This window comes from Nocardia panacis (assembly GCF_003598715.1).
Classification (GTDB): Bacteria; Actinomycetota; Actinomycetes; order Mycobacteriales; family Mycobacteriaceae; genus Nocardia; species Nocardia panacis.
The window spans coordinates 121,180-136,882 of the sequence record NZ_QZFU01000045.1; the positions used below are offsets into that span (position 1 = coordinate 121,180).

Below are 15,703 nucleotides of genomic sequence, written 5' to 3' on the forward strand. Positions count from 1 at the left end.
TGTTCAAGACCGTTCACTCCTTCCGACGGCGCGGCCCAGTCGCTGGGCCGCCAGGACGACCGCGACGATGACCAGTCCGGGCACCGCGGTCATCCACCACGCGGTGGCCATATAGTTGCGTCCCTCCGAGATCAGCGAACCCCATTCGGGGGTGGGTGGTTTGGCGCCGTAGCCGAGGAAGCTGAGCGCCGACACCGACAGCACCGCCATGCCGAATTCGACCGCGGCCAGCGCCAGCACGGGCTGATAGGCATTGGGCAGCACGTGCCGAATCAGCACCGCCCAGCCGCGCACGCCCGAGGCGTGGGCGGCCTCCACATAGGGGGCCTGACGGACCCGAAGCACCTCCGAGCGCATCACCCTGGCGAAGTTGGCGACGAGCGAGACCCCCACGGCCACGGCCACATTGCCGGTCCCGAACCCGAGCGCCGTCACCAACGCCAGTGCCATGAGCAGGGACGGAATCGCCAACAGGACATCGACCACGCGCATGACCACCGCGTCGACCGGACCGCCGAGCGCCCCCGCCAACAATCCGAGCAGCGAGCCCGCGACCAGCGCGATCCCGACTGCGGCGAGGGTCGCGGTGAGCGAGAGCCCCGCGCCGTGCACCATCCTGGTGTAGAGATCGCGGCCGAGATTGTCGGTGCCGAACCAGTGTTCGGCGCTCGGTGGCCGGAACCGCTGTACCGGGACACCGACGCGCGGATCACCGGCGGCGAAAACCGAAGGCAGCAGCGCCCACCCGACGGCCAGCAGTGCCACCGCGCCCGCGACCAGCAGACCGGCGCTGTGTCGCAGTGATCTCCACGCGGCCGGTCGCCGTCGGCGCCGAATCTCGGGGCGCGGCTCCGCTACTCGCCGGGGCAACAGATCAACCATGGGCGGCCACCTCCACCTCGGTGGATCGGCGGCGCGAACGGCCGCCGATGCGCGGATCGAGCAGCGGGTAGGCCAGGTCCACGGCGAGATTCACCGCGACGAACGCGGTCGCGGTGAGCAGCACGATGCCCTGCACCACCGGAATGTCCTGCGCGAGCACCGCCGTCTGGGTCAACCGTCCGACACCGGACCTGGCGAAGACCGTCTCCACCACCACCGATCCGGCGAGCATGGTGCCCACCAGCACCCCACCGATGGTCAACGCGGGCAGGCTCGCGGGCCGCAGCACGTGTGTGCGCAGCACCCACCATCGTGAACCTCCCTTGGCCAGCGCCACTTCGGTGAACGGCTGCCGCCAGGTGTGCTCCAGTCCTGCCGTGAGCACCTGTGCGATCACCGCGCCGATCGGGATGGCGAGGGCGAGCGCGGGCAGCACCGTCGCGCCCCAGCCGTGCTCGCCGAAGGCGGGCACCCATCGCAGCCGGAACGAGAACACCTGCAGCAGCAGCAGACCCGTCCAGAAGGTGGGCACCGCGACCCCGAGCGCGGGCAGCGCGGTGAGCGTCGCGCGCAGTCGCGGTCGGCGGGTCGCGCTCGCGGCCAGTGCCAGGCTGGTGCCGCCGACGAGCGCGAATACCAATGCCAGACCGGTCAATTGGAGTGTCGAGGGCAGCGCGTCGCCCAGGGCGCGGGTCACCGGCTGACCGGTGGCGATGGAGTGGCCGAGATCGCCGCGCACGGCATGGCTCATCGCGGTCAGGTACTGCTCCCAGAACGGCCGATCCAGTCCGTAGCGGGCCTGGAGTTCGGCGATGGCGGCCTTGTCCACCGGCGTGCCCGCCCCGGCGCCGTCCGCCGCGAGCGAGACCGGATCGGCCGGCAGCAGGTACAGCACTCCGAACGAGATCGTGAACGCCGCCCACAGCACCCAGATCGCCTGCAGCAGCCGGGAAATCGCATAGCGTGCCATATCAGCGCCCGCTCAGCCAGGTGTCGAAGAACTGCAATCGGGCCGAGGCCTCGAATCGGATCTCGTGCGCGGCCGGTCCCGCCCCGATGGCCTGGGACAACTCCACGGTCGGAATCCACAGTCCGCCGTCGAGCAGGCGTTGCTGGGCGGTGCGGACCAGCGCGGTGCGCGCGGCCGGATCCACCGCGCTCAACTGCCCGTCGAGCAGGTCGTCCAGTGCCGGGATTCGCTCGCGCACATTGAGATTGCGGGTGTCGACGCCGAAGGAGGCGCGCAGGATATCCCCGTCGGCGCGGGTGGAGTTGTAGTAGACGGAGTCGAAATCCTTGCTGTTCTGGCGCGCCGTTTGCTCGGGCGTGGACACCAGATCCAGATTCATTTCCACCCCGACCTGCCGCAACTGCTGCTGCATCAGCTCGATAATGGCCTGGTTCCCGGCGAAGACCTGGCTGAACATCACCGAGAACGACAGCCGGGCACCCTCTTTGCCGCGGATGCCGTCCCGTCCCGGCACCCAGCCCGCCTGATCGAGGATCGCGCGCGCCTTGGCCGGGTCGTAGGTCAGGCGCGCGGACAGATCCTGGTAGCCGGGCGTGCTGCTCGCGAGCACACTGGTCGCCGGTTTGAACTGCGGCCCGAGGACGGTGTCCACCAACTGTTTCCGGTCGATCGCAGGCAGCAGGGCCTGTCGCACCGCCGGGTCGCGCAGCGGTCCCCTGGTGAGGTTCGGCTGGAAGCCGAAGGGCACACCGGGATTGGCGGCCGTGAGCACCCGCCCACCCGCCGCCTCCAGTTGTGGCGCGTCCTGGGGCAGGGCGTCGCTGATGGCGTCGAGTTGGCCGGAGGCGACGCTGCCCGCGCGCACCCCGGATTCGGGGACAACGGTGAACTCGATCCGATCCAGATACGCCTCCCCGCGATGGCCGAAAACGGCCGAGCCCCAGTGGTATCCGGCGCGTTTCGCCAATGTCGCGGAACTGTCCTGCCGATAGGCGGCATAGGTGAACGGTCCGCTGCCGATATTGTCGCCGAGGCAGCGTTGCTCGGCCGGTTTCGCGGTGGTGACATCGGCGAGTATGCCCAGCTGTGGTGTCGAGGTCGCCTGGAGGAATTGCGCGTTCGGTCGGTCGAAGCGCACCACAGCGGTCAATCGATCCACCACGGTGGTGCCCGCGTAGCCGGTGAGGTAGCTCGTCGGGAGCGCCGCCTTGACCCCGCCCAGGCGCACCACCGAATCCAAGGTGTTGCGCACCGATTCGGCGGTCAGCGGGGTGCCGTCGCTGAAGGTGACACCGTCGACCAGATGGAAGGTGAATTCCCGTGCGTCGGGGCCGATCTCCCAGCGCTGCGCGAGCCACGGCCGCAGTTCGCCGGTCGTCGGATCCTGATCGGTGAGCGAATCCACGATCTGCCGTACGACATATACCGTCTGATTGGTCCCGGCCTGGGCCGGATCGGAGCAGGTCGGAGCCTGCGACAGTCCGTAGCGTAGGGTGCCGCCGGGCCGGGGCGGTCCGGTCTCGGCATCCGGTGTCGAAGCGACGCTGCCGCATCCGGTCAGCACGGTCGCCGCCACTGCCGCCACTGCTGCGAGGCGATATCGAATGCGAATCACCGGGCGACCTCGGTCAATTGGGCGGAGCCTGCCGATTCGGCAACGGTCGGCTGAGCCGAGCCCGCGAGCGGCCTGCTGGGAATGCGGCGGCGCAGCTCGGGCGCCACCTCGGACTGGAACAACTCGAGGCTCTCGCGATACGGGGCATCGGGGCGACCGTCCCGCTCGGCGGACAGGTGGATGACCTCGTGCCCGAACTGCTCGTGATAGCGGCCGACCTTGTCGATCACCTGCTCCGGACTACCCACCAATGCCGAACTGCGGGAAAGGAAATCCTCCAGCGACTCGAACACGATCGGCAGACCGTGCGCGCGGGCCAGCCCGGCGCGCGCCGCGAAGATCGGCTCGAATACCCGCCGCGCCTCCTGCGAGGTGCGAGCCACATGGAAACCCGCGGTGCCCGCGCCGACCAGCGCGTCGGCCGGGTCGTGGCCGTGGGCCGCCCACCGCTCCCGATAGTGCCGCACCAGTTCGGAATAGGGCTCGATCGGATTGGTGACATTGGCGGAGAACAGCGGATCACCGTGGCGCGCCGCCAATTCCACCGAATCCCGACTCGTCGCGCTGCCGTGCCAGATCCGCACCCGTGCCTGCAGTGGGCGCGGCAAAGCCTTGGCCGCGCGCAGTTCCGGGCGGAACCGACCCGACCAGGTGACTTCCTCGCTGTCCCACAGCCGCCGGAACAGCTCGTAGCCTTCGCGATTGCGGTCCCACTGATCCTCGGTGGTGACGTGGTAGAGCCGGGCCTGCGCCGCGCCATTGCCCTTGCCGATGATCAATTCCAGTCGACCGTCGGCGAGATTGTCCAGCGTCGAATAGTCCTCGAAGGCGCGCACCGGATCCAGCAGGCTCAGGGTGGTCACCGCCGTGAACAGCGTGACGCGCGCGGTGACGGCGGCCAGGTGCGCCAGCAGCACCGGCGGCGCGGCCGACAGGAACGGATCCTCGTGCCGCTCGCCGACGGCGAAGCCGTCATAGCCCAATTCCTCGGCCAGCCTTGCCTGTTCGACGACATCGCGGAATCGCTGCCTGGTCTCGGGCAGTGCGCCGGTGCTCGGATCGGGTACCCGCGTGACCAGGGTGAACAATAGGAATTTCATGCGGCGGCCTTTACAGGTAGATATTTCTCGAACCGGTGCGGGCCGATCTCCTCGGCCGAGCGCTCGGCGTCGAACAGCGCGGTGTAGCCGCCCGCCAGATACAGGCCGACGGCCTCGGGTTGACGCGGCCCGGTGGTCAGGACGATGCGGCGGTAGCCGCGCCCGGCGATCTCGGCCTCCAGCCGCGCCAGCACGAAGCGACCCAGCCCACGCCTACGCCGTTCGCGCGCGGTCCAAATGCGCTTGAGCTCCGCGGTTTCCGCGTCGAAGCGCTGGAACGCTCCGCCCGCCACCGCCTCGCCCTCGTAGGTGAGGACCAGCAGCGCGCCACCGGGCGGCGCGAACGCGTCGAGTGGATGTGCCAGCAGTTCCGCGTGTTGCTGCCCCGCGCTGCGGCCGTGGCGGCTGCTGTACTCCACGGCCAGTTCGGCCAGTAGCGGCGCGGCCAGCGGATCGTCCTGCAGCACCTGGTGCACTCGCAGATCGTCGGGGGAAAAATCGTGTGTCATTGGGTGATTCGCTACTTCTTCGGTAGTCCGGGCGGATTGATCCGCGAGGTGGTCACGGCCTCGTCGTGCAGCTTCCAGCGGTCGAGCGTTTGCTGGTACAGGCCGTGCTGGATGGCGTATTCGAGTGCCTGATGAATGGGGCCGATGAGGCCGTTGTCCTTCTTGGTGAGCACCGCTATCTCGCCCTGCAACTGCTCGCCCGCTCCGGAGAAGGTGCCGAGGACCTTCGTCTGCTTGGCAACGGTCGCGTGGTAGACCGCCGTCGGATTCGGGCCGAGATAGCCGTCGAGCCGCTGCGAGGCCAGTGCCAGGTAGTAGTCGGTGACCTGCTTGAAATAGGCGATATCGATCGGGGCCAGCCCCTCGGCGAGATTGCGCCGATTCCACTCGACCAGCAACTGCTCCTGATTGGTTCCGGTGCCGACGCCGATTCGCTTGCCCGCCAGACTCTTTCGGTCCTGGAACTCGAGCGTGCTCGCGATCGGGACCTCCAGAGCGAGGGTGTCGCTGCGGTAGGTGGCGAAGTCGTATTTCTCCTTGCGCTCCTCGGTCACCGTGACGTTGGAGAACATCGCGTCCGCCGCGCCGGAATCCACCCGCACGAAGCTCTGCGACCAGTCCGCCACCTCCTGCTGCGCCCGCAGACCGAGGATGTCGGCGATGAGGGCGCTGATATCCACCTCGATGCCGACCACGGTCTTGTCATCGGTGGCGTGGAAACGCAGCGGCGGCGCGGAACCGGCGGTGCCGATCACCACCAGCGCGCCCCGGTCGCGAATGGCCTGCGGCACGGCCGCGGCGATGGCGTCCACCTTCGGCGCGCGCACCCGCCCGGCCTGCGCGGGGGACAGGTCGAAGCCCGCGGCCTCGACGTTCTGGGACTTGGTATCCGGATCCGGGCCGCCGCAGCCCGCGAGCAGCAGGGCGGCGGCGGTGACCGCGATCATGGCGGAGAGTCTCATCGAATTCCTTGCGAGATCAGCGGACGCGGGACAGGAAGGCTTGGGTGCGCGGGTGCCGCGGCTGGTCGAGCACCACCGCGGGCGGCCCCTGCTCGACGATCGCGCCGTCGTCGAGGAAGACGACCGTGTCGGCCACCTCCCTGGCGAACCCGATCTCATGGGTGACGATCACCAGGGCGGTGCCCCCGTGGGCCAGTCCGCGAATGACATCGAGCACCTCGCCGACGAGTTCGGGATCCAACGCCGAGGTCGGCTCGTCGAACAGGATCACCGGCGGCCGCAGCGCCAGCGCCCTGGCAATGGCCACCCGCTGTTGCTGCCCACCGGACAGGCGCCGCGGATAGGCCCCGGCCAACTCGCCGATACCGACCCGCGTGAGCAACTCCCGCGCCTCGGCCTCGACTTGCCCGCGCGGGCGACCCTGCGCGGCGATCGGGGCGAGCGCGACATTCTCCAGCGCCGTCAGATGCGCGAACAGGTTGAATTGTTGGAATACGAAACCGATCCCGGTGCGCTGCCTGCGCACCCGACGATCCGGCAGCGCGTGCAACCTGTTGCCGCGCAGGCGATATCCGATCAACTCGCCCGCGATCCGCACCGTGCCCGAATCCAGCGGCTCCAGTCGATTGAGCACGCGCAGCAGCGTCGACTTCCCCGAACCGGACGGACCGATCACCGCGACCACCTCACCCGGTCGCACCGTCAAATCGATATCGCGCAAAACCTGATGCGCCCCATAGGCTTTGCGTAGACCGCGCACCTCCACCGCCGGAGTCGGCTCGCCGTGCACGGCACCCGTCGACAGACTCATCGGGTCCCTCCACGCGGTCCGGTCGCGATGACGGCGATCTCCTGAAACCTGATACCGATTCGCTGCAGTGGTGTCGGCGGCGGCGTGCGATGCGCGCCCTTGGCGTAGTGCCGCTCGATGTAGTGCTGCACCACCGACAACACCGTGGTCAGCAGGATGTACCAGACCGTGGCCACCATCAGCAGCGGCACCACCCGCCCATTGCGGCCGTACACCACCTGGACCTGGTAGAACAGCTCGGCGATCGCCATCACCGACACGATCGAGGTGCCCTTGAACAGGCTGATCACCTCATTGCTCGCATTCGGCAGAATCGAGCGCATGGCCTGCGGCAGCACTATCGTGCGGAACTGCCGCATCCGGGGCAGTCCCAGTGCCGCCGCCGCCTCGAGCTGTCCGGGATCGACGGAAAGGAAACCGGCCCTGATGATCTCGGCCGAATACGCCGCCTGATGCAGGGCCAACCCGATCACCGCCGCGGTGAACCCGCTCAGCACCTCGTTCACCGGGAACTCGTAGAAGGCAGGCCCGAACGGGATTCCGATCGAAAGCCTGCGATACAGGTAGGCGATATTGAACCAGAACAGCAACTGCACGATCAGCGGGATGGAGCGGAACGCCCATACATACACCCACGAGATCACCCGCAGCACCGGGTTGTTCGACAATCGCGCCACCGCGAGCGCGCCACCGAGCAGGAAGCCGAGCACGGTGCCCCACACCGTGAGCTCCAGGGTGACCCGCAGCGCGGCCAGTACGGAACTCGCCGTGAAATACTGCCCGAAAGTCGGCCAATCCCAGCCGGGATTGGTGATCAGACCGTGCGCGAACTGGGCCACCAGCAGCAGCGCCACCCCACTGCCGACCCAGCGCCACGGATGACGAGCACGGGCGAGGGTCGGCGCGTCCGATCGCGCCGTCTCGGGTCTGCCGTCGAAGCGGCGGACCGCCGTGGCGGCCGATGCGGTGGACACACTCATATTCGGATCCTTAACAACAGAGCTGCGAGACCGCGCCCCCCTGAGGCGACGGTCTCTCCACCCGGCCAGCGACGGGTGCGTGATCTGGCGCGCGGCTAGCTCGGACAGCTACCGGCGGTAGCCGCGCACAGATCGATAGGGGAGCGTCCCCAGCGGATTCGGTTCGAATCGATGATCATCCCGGTTCCTCCATCGTTCCCGGCGGAAGCACCCGCACCCGATCGGCGGGGGGTTGCTGCGACGTCGACGAGCCAGGTCTCTCGGTCGCTCTGGATGGTGTCGTCCGACTCCGCGACACGAACCGGCCGCAGCGTCGAGTCCAATGATCATGCGTAACAGTCGATCCGCGCGACAACCGTAGGAATCACAGTGAACGTAGCCCTTGTCGGCGGGTGCGCCCCGGCCGATGATGTGGCAGGTTCGCCTCCCACGCCCGGCCGCGACGCGCCGTCGTGTCGATAGCGATCATCTACTGTCGCACGCGGTACCGTGTGCCTCGATCGAGCCCGACGAGGAGGAGGTCCCAGGTGTCCGTGCTACGCCGTGTGATCGTTCTGGCCGCTGCTCTGACCATCCCGTTGGTCGCCCTCCCCGCCGCCAACGCCGCACCGGGTGCGGCGGATCCGCAGCCCGCGCACTCGGGCGATATCCCCTCCCAACCCGCCTCGACCAACGAACTGATCGAGGCATACCAGGGCGCCATCGAACGGTTGCGCTCCTTCGGTATGAATCCCTTTCTCTACCCCACCGCTTCCGCTTTCTGCGTGGGCGGCAGCACACTCGGGCTGGCCCCCGCCCTCGGCGTCGCCATGCCCGGCCCGTGGCCGAAGACGACCCTCGCCATCCCCGGCCTGGACCTGACCGCCGCGAAGGCCGGGCAGACACTGTTCACCTTCGTGCCCTACGGCCTCGGACCCGACAGCGCCAACACCTCGGGTATGCGGGTGGCCTGGGTGAACCTCGGCACCGGCCGCAGCGGCATCGCCGAAATGGGACCGCTCGGCGATATCGTGCGCGCCATGATCCCGCCCTCGGTGCCCGCCGAGATCCGCCCCGCCGCCGAACAGGCGATCCAGCAGTTCTTCTTCGCGGCCCTGCCGGTCGGCGGCGTCCGCGCGGTCCCCGTGGACACCGGCTCGGGCACCGTGCTGGCAGCCGTATACGGCACAGTCGACAATGGCGGCAAATCCTGCTTCTTCCTGCCGACCGTCGGAATCACCGCCGTTGCGTAGGTCATCCGGGCGTCACCTTCTTGCTGACCAACGAGCGACCATGGCGAGTGGTTCGATCGCGCCTATACCGCTGCGACAGGCATGATCCGGGGTTGCCCCGGATCGCCCGAGGTAGACGGTCAGCGTCGACTGCGCTCGCGCCACCACCGCGACAGTGACAGCCGCACCCTCGGATAGCCCTGTGCCGGAGCGGGATTGCGATCCATATAGGCGACCGCCGCCACCACGGCCGCTACCGCCAGGGTGATACCGCCGACAATGCCCGCCCAGCCCGCGAAGGATCGGGTGTTGGGATCGGCGTAGCTGACCTCGGCGCGCAGGGTGGACACATCGCCGGGCGGCAGCTTCCACGACACGGTGGAATCGTCGTCGCGGGTGCCATTGGTCTTGGCGACCCTGGCGGGGAAGGCGATGGTGAACTGTACGTCGGACCCTTGCGGCGGAACGGATTTCAGATCCACCCGCCCCGTCATGCTGACCAGGTCGCCGCTGCGGGCGAACTGGAGGGTGAACATGCCCTGCGTCTGGTCGGACAGGCCGCTGAGTTGCTGGACCTCACCGAAGGACAGGTCGTCGAAGAACACCTGGCTGCCGACGTATCCGTCCTGCGCGTACTTCTCCACCCGCACCTTCGACGAGATCGCGTCGGGGGCCTTCAGTTGCGGTCCCTTGTCATCGGCGCTCGCGGGCACCACCGCGGCCACGATCCGCCCCGACACCCGGTCGTTGGAGGACACCCCCATCGACACCTGCACCCGCAGGCAGCCTGCCAATACGGGCACGACCAGCGCGGCGAGCAGCAGCGCGGCCAGCAGTCGCAGGCGATTGCGGCGCGCCGAACGGTTCGGAGCATCGGGCACGGTGGTGTGGGGACTCGGCTGCACGGCTCACATCGTGCCAGGCCGTCCACCCCGAATGCCACGCGACACCGCCCTACCGGCGAGGTAGTGGAATATGCCGCCGTCGGCGACCCGAAACGGCGGCGGAGCCCCCTACCGGACCCGATCGCCGAGCAGGCCCGCTCCGCGCCGGTCGCGCACCGTCATCGTCTGCGCGGCAGCCGAATTCGTCGACGATCGCGCAGCGCCAAGCGGGCGGCGGTGCGGCCGCTCGCACCCGAGACGCCGCCACCGGGATGGGTGGAGGCCCCGGTCAGATAGAGGCCGGGGGCGCCGGGAACGCGCTGGTCGGCGAGTTCGGGGAGCGGCCGCCAGAAGAACATCTGGTCCAGCGACATCTCCACGTGCATGACATTGCCGCCGCGCAGGTCCATCTCGCGCTCGAGGTCGACCGGGGTCTGGATATGGCGGCGCAGTACGGTGTCGGCGAAGCCGGGCGCATGCGAATCCACCTCGGCGACAATGCGATCCGCCTCACGTTCGGCGTGCTCGGGCCAGGCGCCCTCGGCGAGGCGGTAGGGGTGCCACTGCGACCACAGCGTCAACTGGTGTTCGCCCGCGGGCGCGATGCTCGGATCGAGGGCGCTGAAACTCATGGCCAGGACGACCGGTCGGGGCGGCAGGTCGCCCGCGAGGGCCGCGCCGTGCGCCAGGCGGAGTTGCCGTCGATCGGTGGCGAGAAGCTGGAGCCCTCGGGCGCTTTCGTCGATGGTCGCGCCCGGATAGTGGGGGAGTGCGGAGGTCGCGGCTCTGACGACCATGCCGATGCCCGGTCCGACCCGGATCCGCCGCCGCCAGTCCGCCAGCAGGCCCGCGTCGAATCCGCCCGCCTGCAGCAGATCCAGCGTGGTCAGAATATGGGTGCCCGCGATCACGGTGCGCGCGAACAGATTTCGACCCGACGCGGTGCGCACCCGCCAGCCGTCGCGCTCGCGGCGCAGCGCGGTCACCGCATCGTCGGCGGTGACCGTGCCGCCGTCGGCGCGCAGCCGCGCCACCAGGGCGGCGCTCAGCGCGCCGCTGCCGCCGACCGCCCGTCCGGGCGGCAGCGTGTGCATGAGCGCCGCGAACCCCACCATCGACGCCGTACCCGGCTCGGACATGGGCGGCCCGGACTGCGCACCGAACCAGGCCAGCGCCGCCCGCAGCCGCTCGTCGCGAAACCAACTGTCCAGCAACGCATCCCCGGACTGGAGGAATTCCCGCGAGATGGCCGAGCCGTCGGTGCGCCCGCGCGACCCCTCGGCGCCGCGCGGGTCGAGACCCGAAATGGACCGCAGCAGCGGCCCCGCCGCGGCCCGACCCCCGAACGCCCGCATCACCCGCGCGCTGCGCGGCCCCCACACCTCGACGAACCGGCGATAGGCATCGGCCTCCCGCGCACCGCAGGCCGCCTCGATCGAGGCGCAGGTCCGTGCCGGGTCCCGATGGAAGACCAGCGGCGCCGACCCGTCGACACCGGGCGCGAAAGCCCAAGGGTCGCAATCGATGTACCGCAGCCCGAATTGCTCGAGCGCCAACTCCTCGATGATCCCGGTGTGCCGGATCATGATGTGCGCCGAGGACCCGCGATCGACCCTGTGTCCGGGAAAGCGCTCGACGGTTGAGACGGCGCCGCCGAGCACGGTATCGCGCTCGAGCACCTCCACCTGCTCGCCCGCCCGCGCCAGATAGCAGGCGGCGACCAGCGCGTTGTGTCCGGAGCCGACCACTAGGACAGGCCCTGGCGCGGTCACGGCGCGGGCACCGGTTCCGACATCGGCAGGCGCCGCCCGAGGATGGCGAAGGGCCGGTTGTCGCCCGCGAAGACGAAATTCCGCACCACGTCACCGAATCCGGCTCGCCGATACAGCCGCCAGGCCCGGTTGTCCTCCTCGGCCACCTCGGGGGTGGACAGCAGCACCGCGCTCTCACGCCGCTCGCGCAGCAGCCTGCCCAGCAGGACCCCGCCGATGCCGCGCCCCTGCGCGGCCGGGTGCACGTGGAGTTCGGTCAGTTCGAAATAGTCCGAAAGCAGTTCGCGCGCGGCGTTTTCCGGCCAACCGGAGCGGCGCATCCCGCTCTGGACCTGCTGATGCCACCACTGGTGCGGCGCACCGCGATAGCCGTAGGCGATGGCGAGGATCGGCGCGCGGCGCAGATCGATCTGTCCGGACTCGTCGGGGAGCACGGCGGCGACGGCCTGCCACCCTGGCCGGGTGGTGTGCTCGGTCCACATGGGGGCGCGGTGCTTCTCGGTGCCATGCGGATAGTCCATGGCGGCGACATAGACCGCGAGCGCGTCGTGCAGTCGGGAGCGCAGCGCCGCCACGGACAGGTCGACGACGACGGGGGCTGGGGCGTGATTCGGCTTGACGGCTGTCATATCTCTCGTCGGGCCACGCCGGTTCGGAAGTCGGGTCGAGCCTGCGTGGAAGAAGTTGTCGGTGGGTGTCTCTATATTCAAGCTCAATTCAAACGTTCGAATACCTGTTCGGTCCGCGCGGTGCGATCCTCTCGGGTACGGCGCGCATCAGGGGCCGAGGGTGGCCGATGGTGGAGGGACGACTGATGTCTGGTCGCAACAATCATCCCGGACAGTCCGGACGCGCCGGTGCCCTGCTGCGGCGGGCGGACGGTCTGCTCATGCAGGCGGCGGGCGAGGCGGACCCGCGCGAGCGTTTCCGCACCGGGTATTTGGCCGCGCTGCGCGGTGCGGGCGCCGTGCTCGCCCATACGGGTGCGGATATGGCTCCTCGCGCGCGTTCGCGCAACGCCTGGGTGCTGATGCAGCGCGCCGCACCCGAATTCGTGATGTGGGCCGACTATTTCGCCGCCCGCTCGGAGTTGCGCGCCGCGCTCGAGGCCGGACTCGATCGCGATGTCGATGATCACACCGCCGACGAGTTCGCCTCGCGGGTGGGCGCATTCCTGCACGACGTGGAAGATGTGCTGGCCACTGCCTCGCGTTTGCGGCCCGCGCCGGGGATCTCGGACGGCATGACCGCTTAGTTATGCCGGAGTAGGTGGTACGGCCCTGATCGAACTCGTATCATTGGTGGCAGATGGTCCGAAAAATCGGCCGTCTGTCGCCTACCCGGAGGCGACAGCCAACGTCCTAGTGCCGGGGGAGGTACCGTGCCACTCTCCGAGCACGAGCAGCGCATGCTCGAACAGATCGAGAGCGCTCTCTATGCTGAGGATCCGAAGTTCGCCTCGTCCGTCCGCGGCGGACGTCTTCGTTCCACCTCTAGTCGCCGCAGACTTCAGGCCGCGGCCATGTTCGTCTTCGGCCTGTTTCTACTCGTCGCAGGCATCGCGGCACCCGTGAAGCCCGGCGGCTTTCCGATCATCAGCTTGATCGGATTCATCGTCATGTTCGGTGCGGGCGTGCTGCTGCTGGTCGGCGGCGCGAAGGGTATGGCGCGCGGCGCGGGTCGCGGTGGCGATGCCCACAAGCAGCCCGGCGGTCCGAGCGGTGGTGGTTCCGGCGGGCCGGGCCGCCAGCGCAAGGCGGGCGGATTCTCCGAAAGAATGGAGGATCGCTTCCGCAGGCGGTTCGAGCAGGACTAGCCCGGCCGTAGCCGAGCGTTCTGGACAGGCGGCGGCGTCGCATCGGATTCCGATGCGACGCCGCCGCCTTTTCGGGTATCCGCCGGTGATCTTCGGCATCGGATTTCCACCTCCCCCCACCTTCCGCCCGTGTTCCTCCCGCCCTCCGCCTGTGTTCCTCCCGCCCTCCGCCTGTGTTCCTCCCGCCCTCCGCCTGTGTTCCTCCCGCCCTCCGCCCGTGTTCCTCCCACCCTCCGCCCGTGTTCCTCCCACCCTCCGCCCGTGTCGATCTTCACCTTCCCCCACACCCCACCTCACAGCCCCGCGAAACCGGTCCGAACGGGTCGATGGCGGGATTTGCTGGGTGTTTCCGGGCGATCGTGTCGGCGGGCCGCGCGTGTCGGCAGAACACGCAAAAAGTTCTCCCACCCCGTGATAGCTGGGATGACCAGGGCAATTGCCACGGCGGGGAGCCAGATCACCGCTGGTTTCGATTGAAAGTGGGGGAAAGTGGGGTAATGTGGAGCGCGCACTACAGGAGAGACCGTTCAGCTGAGGTGATCCAGTAGGGAGGTATCGAGGTGTTTCTCGGTACCTACACACCGAAGTTGGACGACAAAGGGCGACTCACGTTGCCCGCGAAATTTCGAGACGATCTGGCGGGAGGGTTGATGGTCACGAAGAGCCAGGACCACAGCCTTGCCGTGTACCCGAGGGAAGAGTTCACCGCGCTGGCGCGGCGTGCCGCCGCGGCGTCTCGCAGCAATCCGCAAGCACGCGCCTTCGTTCGGGCTCTCGCGGCCGGAACCGATGAACAGCGTCCGGATTCCCAGGGCCGGATCACGCTGTCGCCCGACCATCGCCGCTACGCCAATCTCACCAGGGATTGCGTGGTGATCGGCTCGGTCGACTTCCTCGAGATCTGGGATGAGCAGGCGTGGCAGTCCTACCTCGCCGAGCACGAGGAGGATTACGCGCAGGCCAGAGACGAGTCGCTTGGCGGAATTTTCTAACCCGAGCGCGGCGGGTGCCCCGCGGCCTCTGCCCGGACCGGACCCTGACGTACTTCCCCGACGCCAGGTGCCGACTTCGGTCAGAGACCACGTGGCACCCGCTGCCGCGAAATATCAAGTGTGACAAGACGACCGTAAGTGAGGCGGCATCCGGGAGGTCGAGGTGAACCGTGAAGAGCACGGCCCCCGTCATGTCCCGGTGCTGCTCGGGCGCGCCGATGCGCTGCTGGGTCCCGCGCTGGCCGAGCCGGGGGCCGTCTATCTGGATGCCACGCTGGGTCTCGGCGGGCACGCCGAGTATTTCTTGCGGACCTATCCGCGACTGCGCCTGATCGGGCTGGATCGCGATACCGAGGCGCTGCGCCTCTCGCGCGCCAGGCTGGCGCCCTACGCGGACCGAATCACGTTGGTGCACACCCGATACGACGGTATCGCCGCCGCGCTGCGCCAGGCGGAGCTCGCGGTCACCGGATCGGTTTCCGGCATCCTGATGGATCTAGGGGTGTCGTCCATGCAGTTGGACGAGGCCGAGCGCGGGTTCGCCTATTCGGTGGACGCGCCGCTGGATATGCGGATGGATCCCTCGGTCGGTCTGACGGCAGCCGATGTGCTCAATACCTATAGCCACGGCGATCTGGCGCGGGTGCTGAAAACCTACGGGGAGGAGCGATTCGCGGGCCGGATCGCTTCGGAGGTGCTGCGCCGTCGGGCCGTCAAACCCTTCACCACCAGCGCCGAACTGGTGCAACTGCTCTACGACGCGATTCCGGCCGCGACCAGGCGTACCGGGGGGCATCCGGCCAAGCGCACTTTCCAGGCGCTGCGGGTGGAGGTCAACGGTGAGCTCGATTCGCTGCGGTCGGCGCTGCCCGCCGCGCTCGATGCGCTGCGGGTGGGCGGTCGGATCGTGATCATGTCGTATCAGTCGCTCGAGGATCGCGTGGTCAAACAGGAGTTGGCCCCGCGCACGGTCTCGCGCACCCCGGTGGGTCTACCGGTCGAATTGCCCGGCATGGGACCGGAATTCCGGATGCTGACCCGAGGCGCGGAGAAGGCGACCGAAGCGGAGATCGAGGAGAACCCGAGGGCGGCCCCGGTGCGCATGCGGGCCGCCGAACGCATCGAGGAGGGTCGATGAGCGAGTGCGCCCGCCCCGGCCCTGTCGCAAGCGGGTGTTCCGCGCAGACACAGGAGGGGAC

The 15,703-nt window shown here is 68.7% G+C and carries 15 protein-coding genes, 1 pseudogene and 1 riboswitch; of the genes and pseudogenes, 5 read left to right on the plus strand and 11 right to left on the minus strand.

What is annotated here, in order from left to right:
* Positions 1-3 precede the first annotated feature (3 nt).
* The 8 genes and pseudogenes from D5S18_RS31115 to D5S18_RS31150 form a co-directional block, all read right to left on the minus strand.
* Entirely contained in the window at positions 4-882 is an 879-nt protein-coding gene (locus tag D5S18_RS31115) for an ABC transporter permease (protein ID WP_120044701.1), read from the minus strand.
* Positions 875-1,852 carry an ABC transporter permease gene (locus tag D5S18_RS31120; protein ID WP_120044702.1) on the minus strand — a complete coding sequence of 326 codons (978 nt, stop codon included), beginning with the start codon at positions 1,850-1,852 and terminating at the stop codon, positions 875-877. The genes D5S18_RS31115 and D5S18_RS31120 overlap by 8 nt, the downstream gene beginning before the upstream one ends.
* 1 nt (position 1,853) lies before the next feature.
* Positions 1,854-3,467 carry an ABC transporter substrate-binding protein gene (locus tag D5S18_RS31125; RefSeq protein ID WP_120044703.1) on the minus strand — a complete coding sequence of 538 codons (1,614 nt, stop codon included), beginning with the start codon at positions 3,465-3,467 and terminating at the stop codon, positions 1,854-1,856.
* Positions 3,464-4,567, minus strand: a complete 1,104-nt coding sequence (locus D5S18_RS31130) for an LLM class flavin-dependent oxidoreductase (RefSeq protein WP_120044704.1) — start codon at positions 4,565-4,567, stop codon at positions 3,464-3,466. Before D5S18_RS31130 ends, D5S18_RS31125 begins: the two co-directional genes overlap by 4 nt.
* Complete coding sequence (locus D5S18_RS31135; RefSeq protein WP_120044705.1) at positions 4,564-5,076, minus strand: GNAT family N-acetyltransferase; 513 nt, start codon at positions 5,074-5,076, stop codon at positions 4,564-4,566. Before D5S18_RS31135 ends, D5S18_RS31130 begins: the two co-directional genes overlap by 4 nt.
* A gap of 11 nt (positions 5,077-5,087) precedes the next feature.
* Positions 5,088-6,038 carry a transporter substrate-binding domain-containing protein gene (locus D5S18_RS31140; RefSeq protein ID WP_120044706.1) on the minus strand — a complete coding sequence of 317 codons (951 nt, stop codon included), beginning with the start codon at positions 6,036-6,038 and terminating at the stop codon, positions 5,088-5,090.
* A gap of 16 nt (positions 6,039-6,054) precedes the next feature.
* Positions 6,055-6,747 (minus strand): annotated as a pseudogene (locus D5S18_RS31145) (amino acid ABC transporter ATP-binding protein); the annotation flags it as partial.
* A gap of 98 nt (positions 6,748-6,845) precedes the next feature.
* Positions 6,846-7,829, minus strand: coding sequence for an amino acid ABC transporter permease (locus tag D5S18_RS31150; protein ID WP_120044708.1), 984 nt, complete (start codon positions 7,827-7,829; stop codon positions 6,846-6,848).
* 186 nt (positions 7,830-8,015) lie between these two features.
* Positions 8,016-8,109, minus strand: a riboswitch (SAM riboswitch).
* Between the two features lie 247 nt (positions 8,110-8,356).
* On the opposite strand from D5S18_RS31150, the gene D5S18_RS31155 reads away from it, so the two are divergent.
* On the plus strand, positions 8,357-9,061 hold the full coding sequence (locus D5S18_RS31155) for a hypothetical protein (RefSeq protein ID WP_120044709.1): 705 nt from the start codon (positions 8,357-8,359) through the stop codon (positions 9,059-9,061).
* A 119-nt stretch (positions 9,062-9,180) separates the two neighbouring features.
* On the opposite strand, the gene D5S18_RS31160 is transcribed toward D5S18_RS31155, so the two are convergent.
* From D5S18_RS31160 to D5S18_RS31170, 3 genes are all read right to left on the minus strand, one after another.
* Entirely contained in the window at positions 9,181-9,945 is a 765-nt protein-coding gene (locus D5S18_RS31160; protein ID WP_439651198.1) for an LppM family (lipo)protein, read from the minus strand.
* Between the two features lie 158 nt (positions 9,946-10,103).
* Entirely contained in the window at positions 10,104-11,696 is a 1,593-nt protein-coding gene (locus D5S18_RS31165; RefSeq protein WP_120044710.1) for a phytoene desaturase family protein, read from the minus strand.
* Positions 11,693-12,325, minus strand: coding sequence for a GNAT family N-acetyltransferase (locus D5S18_RS31170; RefSeq protein ID WP_120044711.1), 633 nt, complete (start codon positions 12,323-12,325; stop codon positions 11,693-11,695). The genes D5S18_RS31165 and D5S18_RS31170 overlap by 4 nt, the downstream gene beginning before the upstream one ends.
* 185 nt (positions 12,326-12,510) lie before the next feature.
* Between D5S18_RS31170 and D5S18_RS31175 the strand changes: the two genes are divergently transcribed.
* The 4 genes from D5S18_RS31175 to rsmH all read left to right on the plus strand — a co-directional run bounded on the left by D5S18_RS31175 (position 12,511) and on the right by rsmH (position 15,642).
* A complete protein-coding gene (locus tag D5S18_RS31175; protein ID WP_120044712.1) occupies positions 12,511-12,951 on the plus strand; it encodes an SAV_6107 family HEPN domain-containing protein in 441 nt (146 codons plus the stop codon).
* Between the two features lie 126 nt (positions 12,952-13,077).
* The gene (locus D5S18_RS31180) at positions 13,078-13,512 is read left to right on the plus strand and encodes an SCO2097 family morphological protein (RefSeq protein WP_120044713.1); all 435 of its coding nucleotides are present in this window, start codon (positions 13,078-13,080) and stop codon (positions 13,510-13,512) included.
* A 560-nt stretch (positions 13,513-14,072) separates the two neighbouring features.
* Positions 14,073-14,504 carry a division/cell wall cluster transcriptional repressor MraZ gene (gene mraZ / locus D5S18_RS31185; RefSeq protein WP_120044714.1) on the plus strand — a complete coding sequence of 144 codons (432 nt, stop codon included), beginning with the start codon at positions 14,073-14,075 and terminating at the stop codon, positions 14,502-14,504.
* A 163-nt stretch (positions 14,505-14,667) separates the two neighbouring features.
* Entirely contained in the window at positions 14,668-15,642 is a 975-nt protein-coding gene (gene rsmH / locus D5S18_RS31190; RefSeq protein ID WP_120044715.1) for a 16S rRNA (cytosine(1402)-N(4))-methyltransferase RsmH, read from the plus strand.
* Positions 15,643-15,703 lie beyond the last annotated feature (61 nt).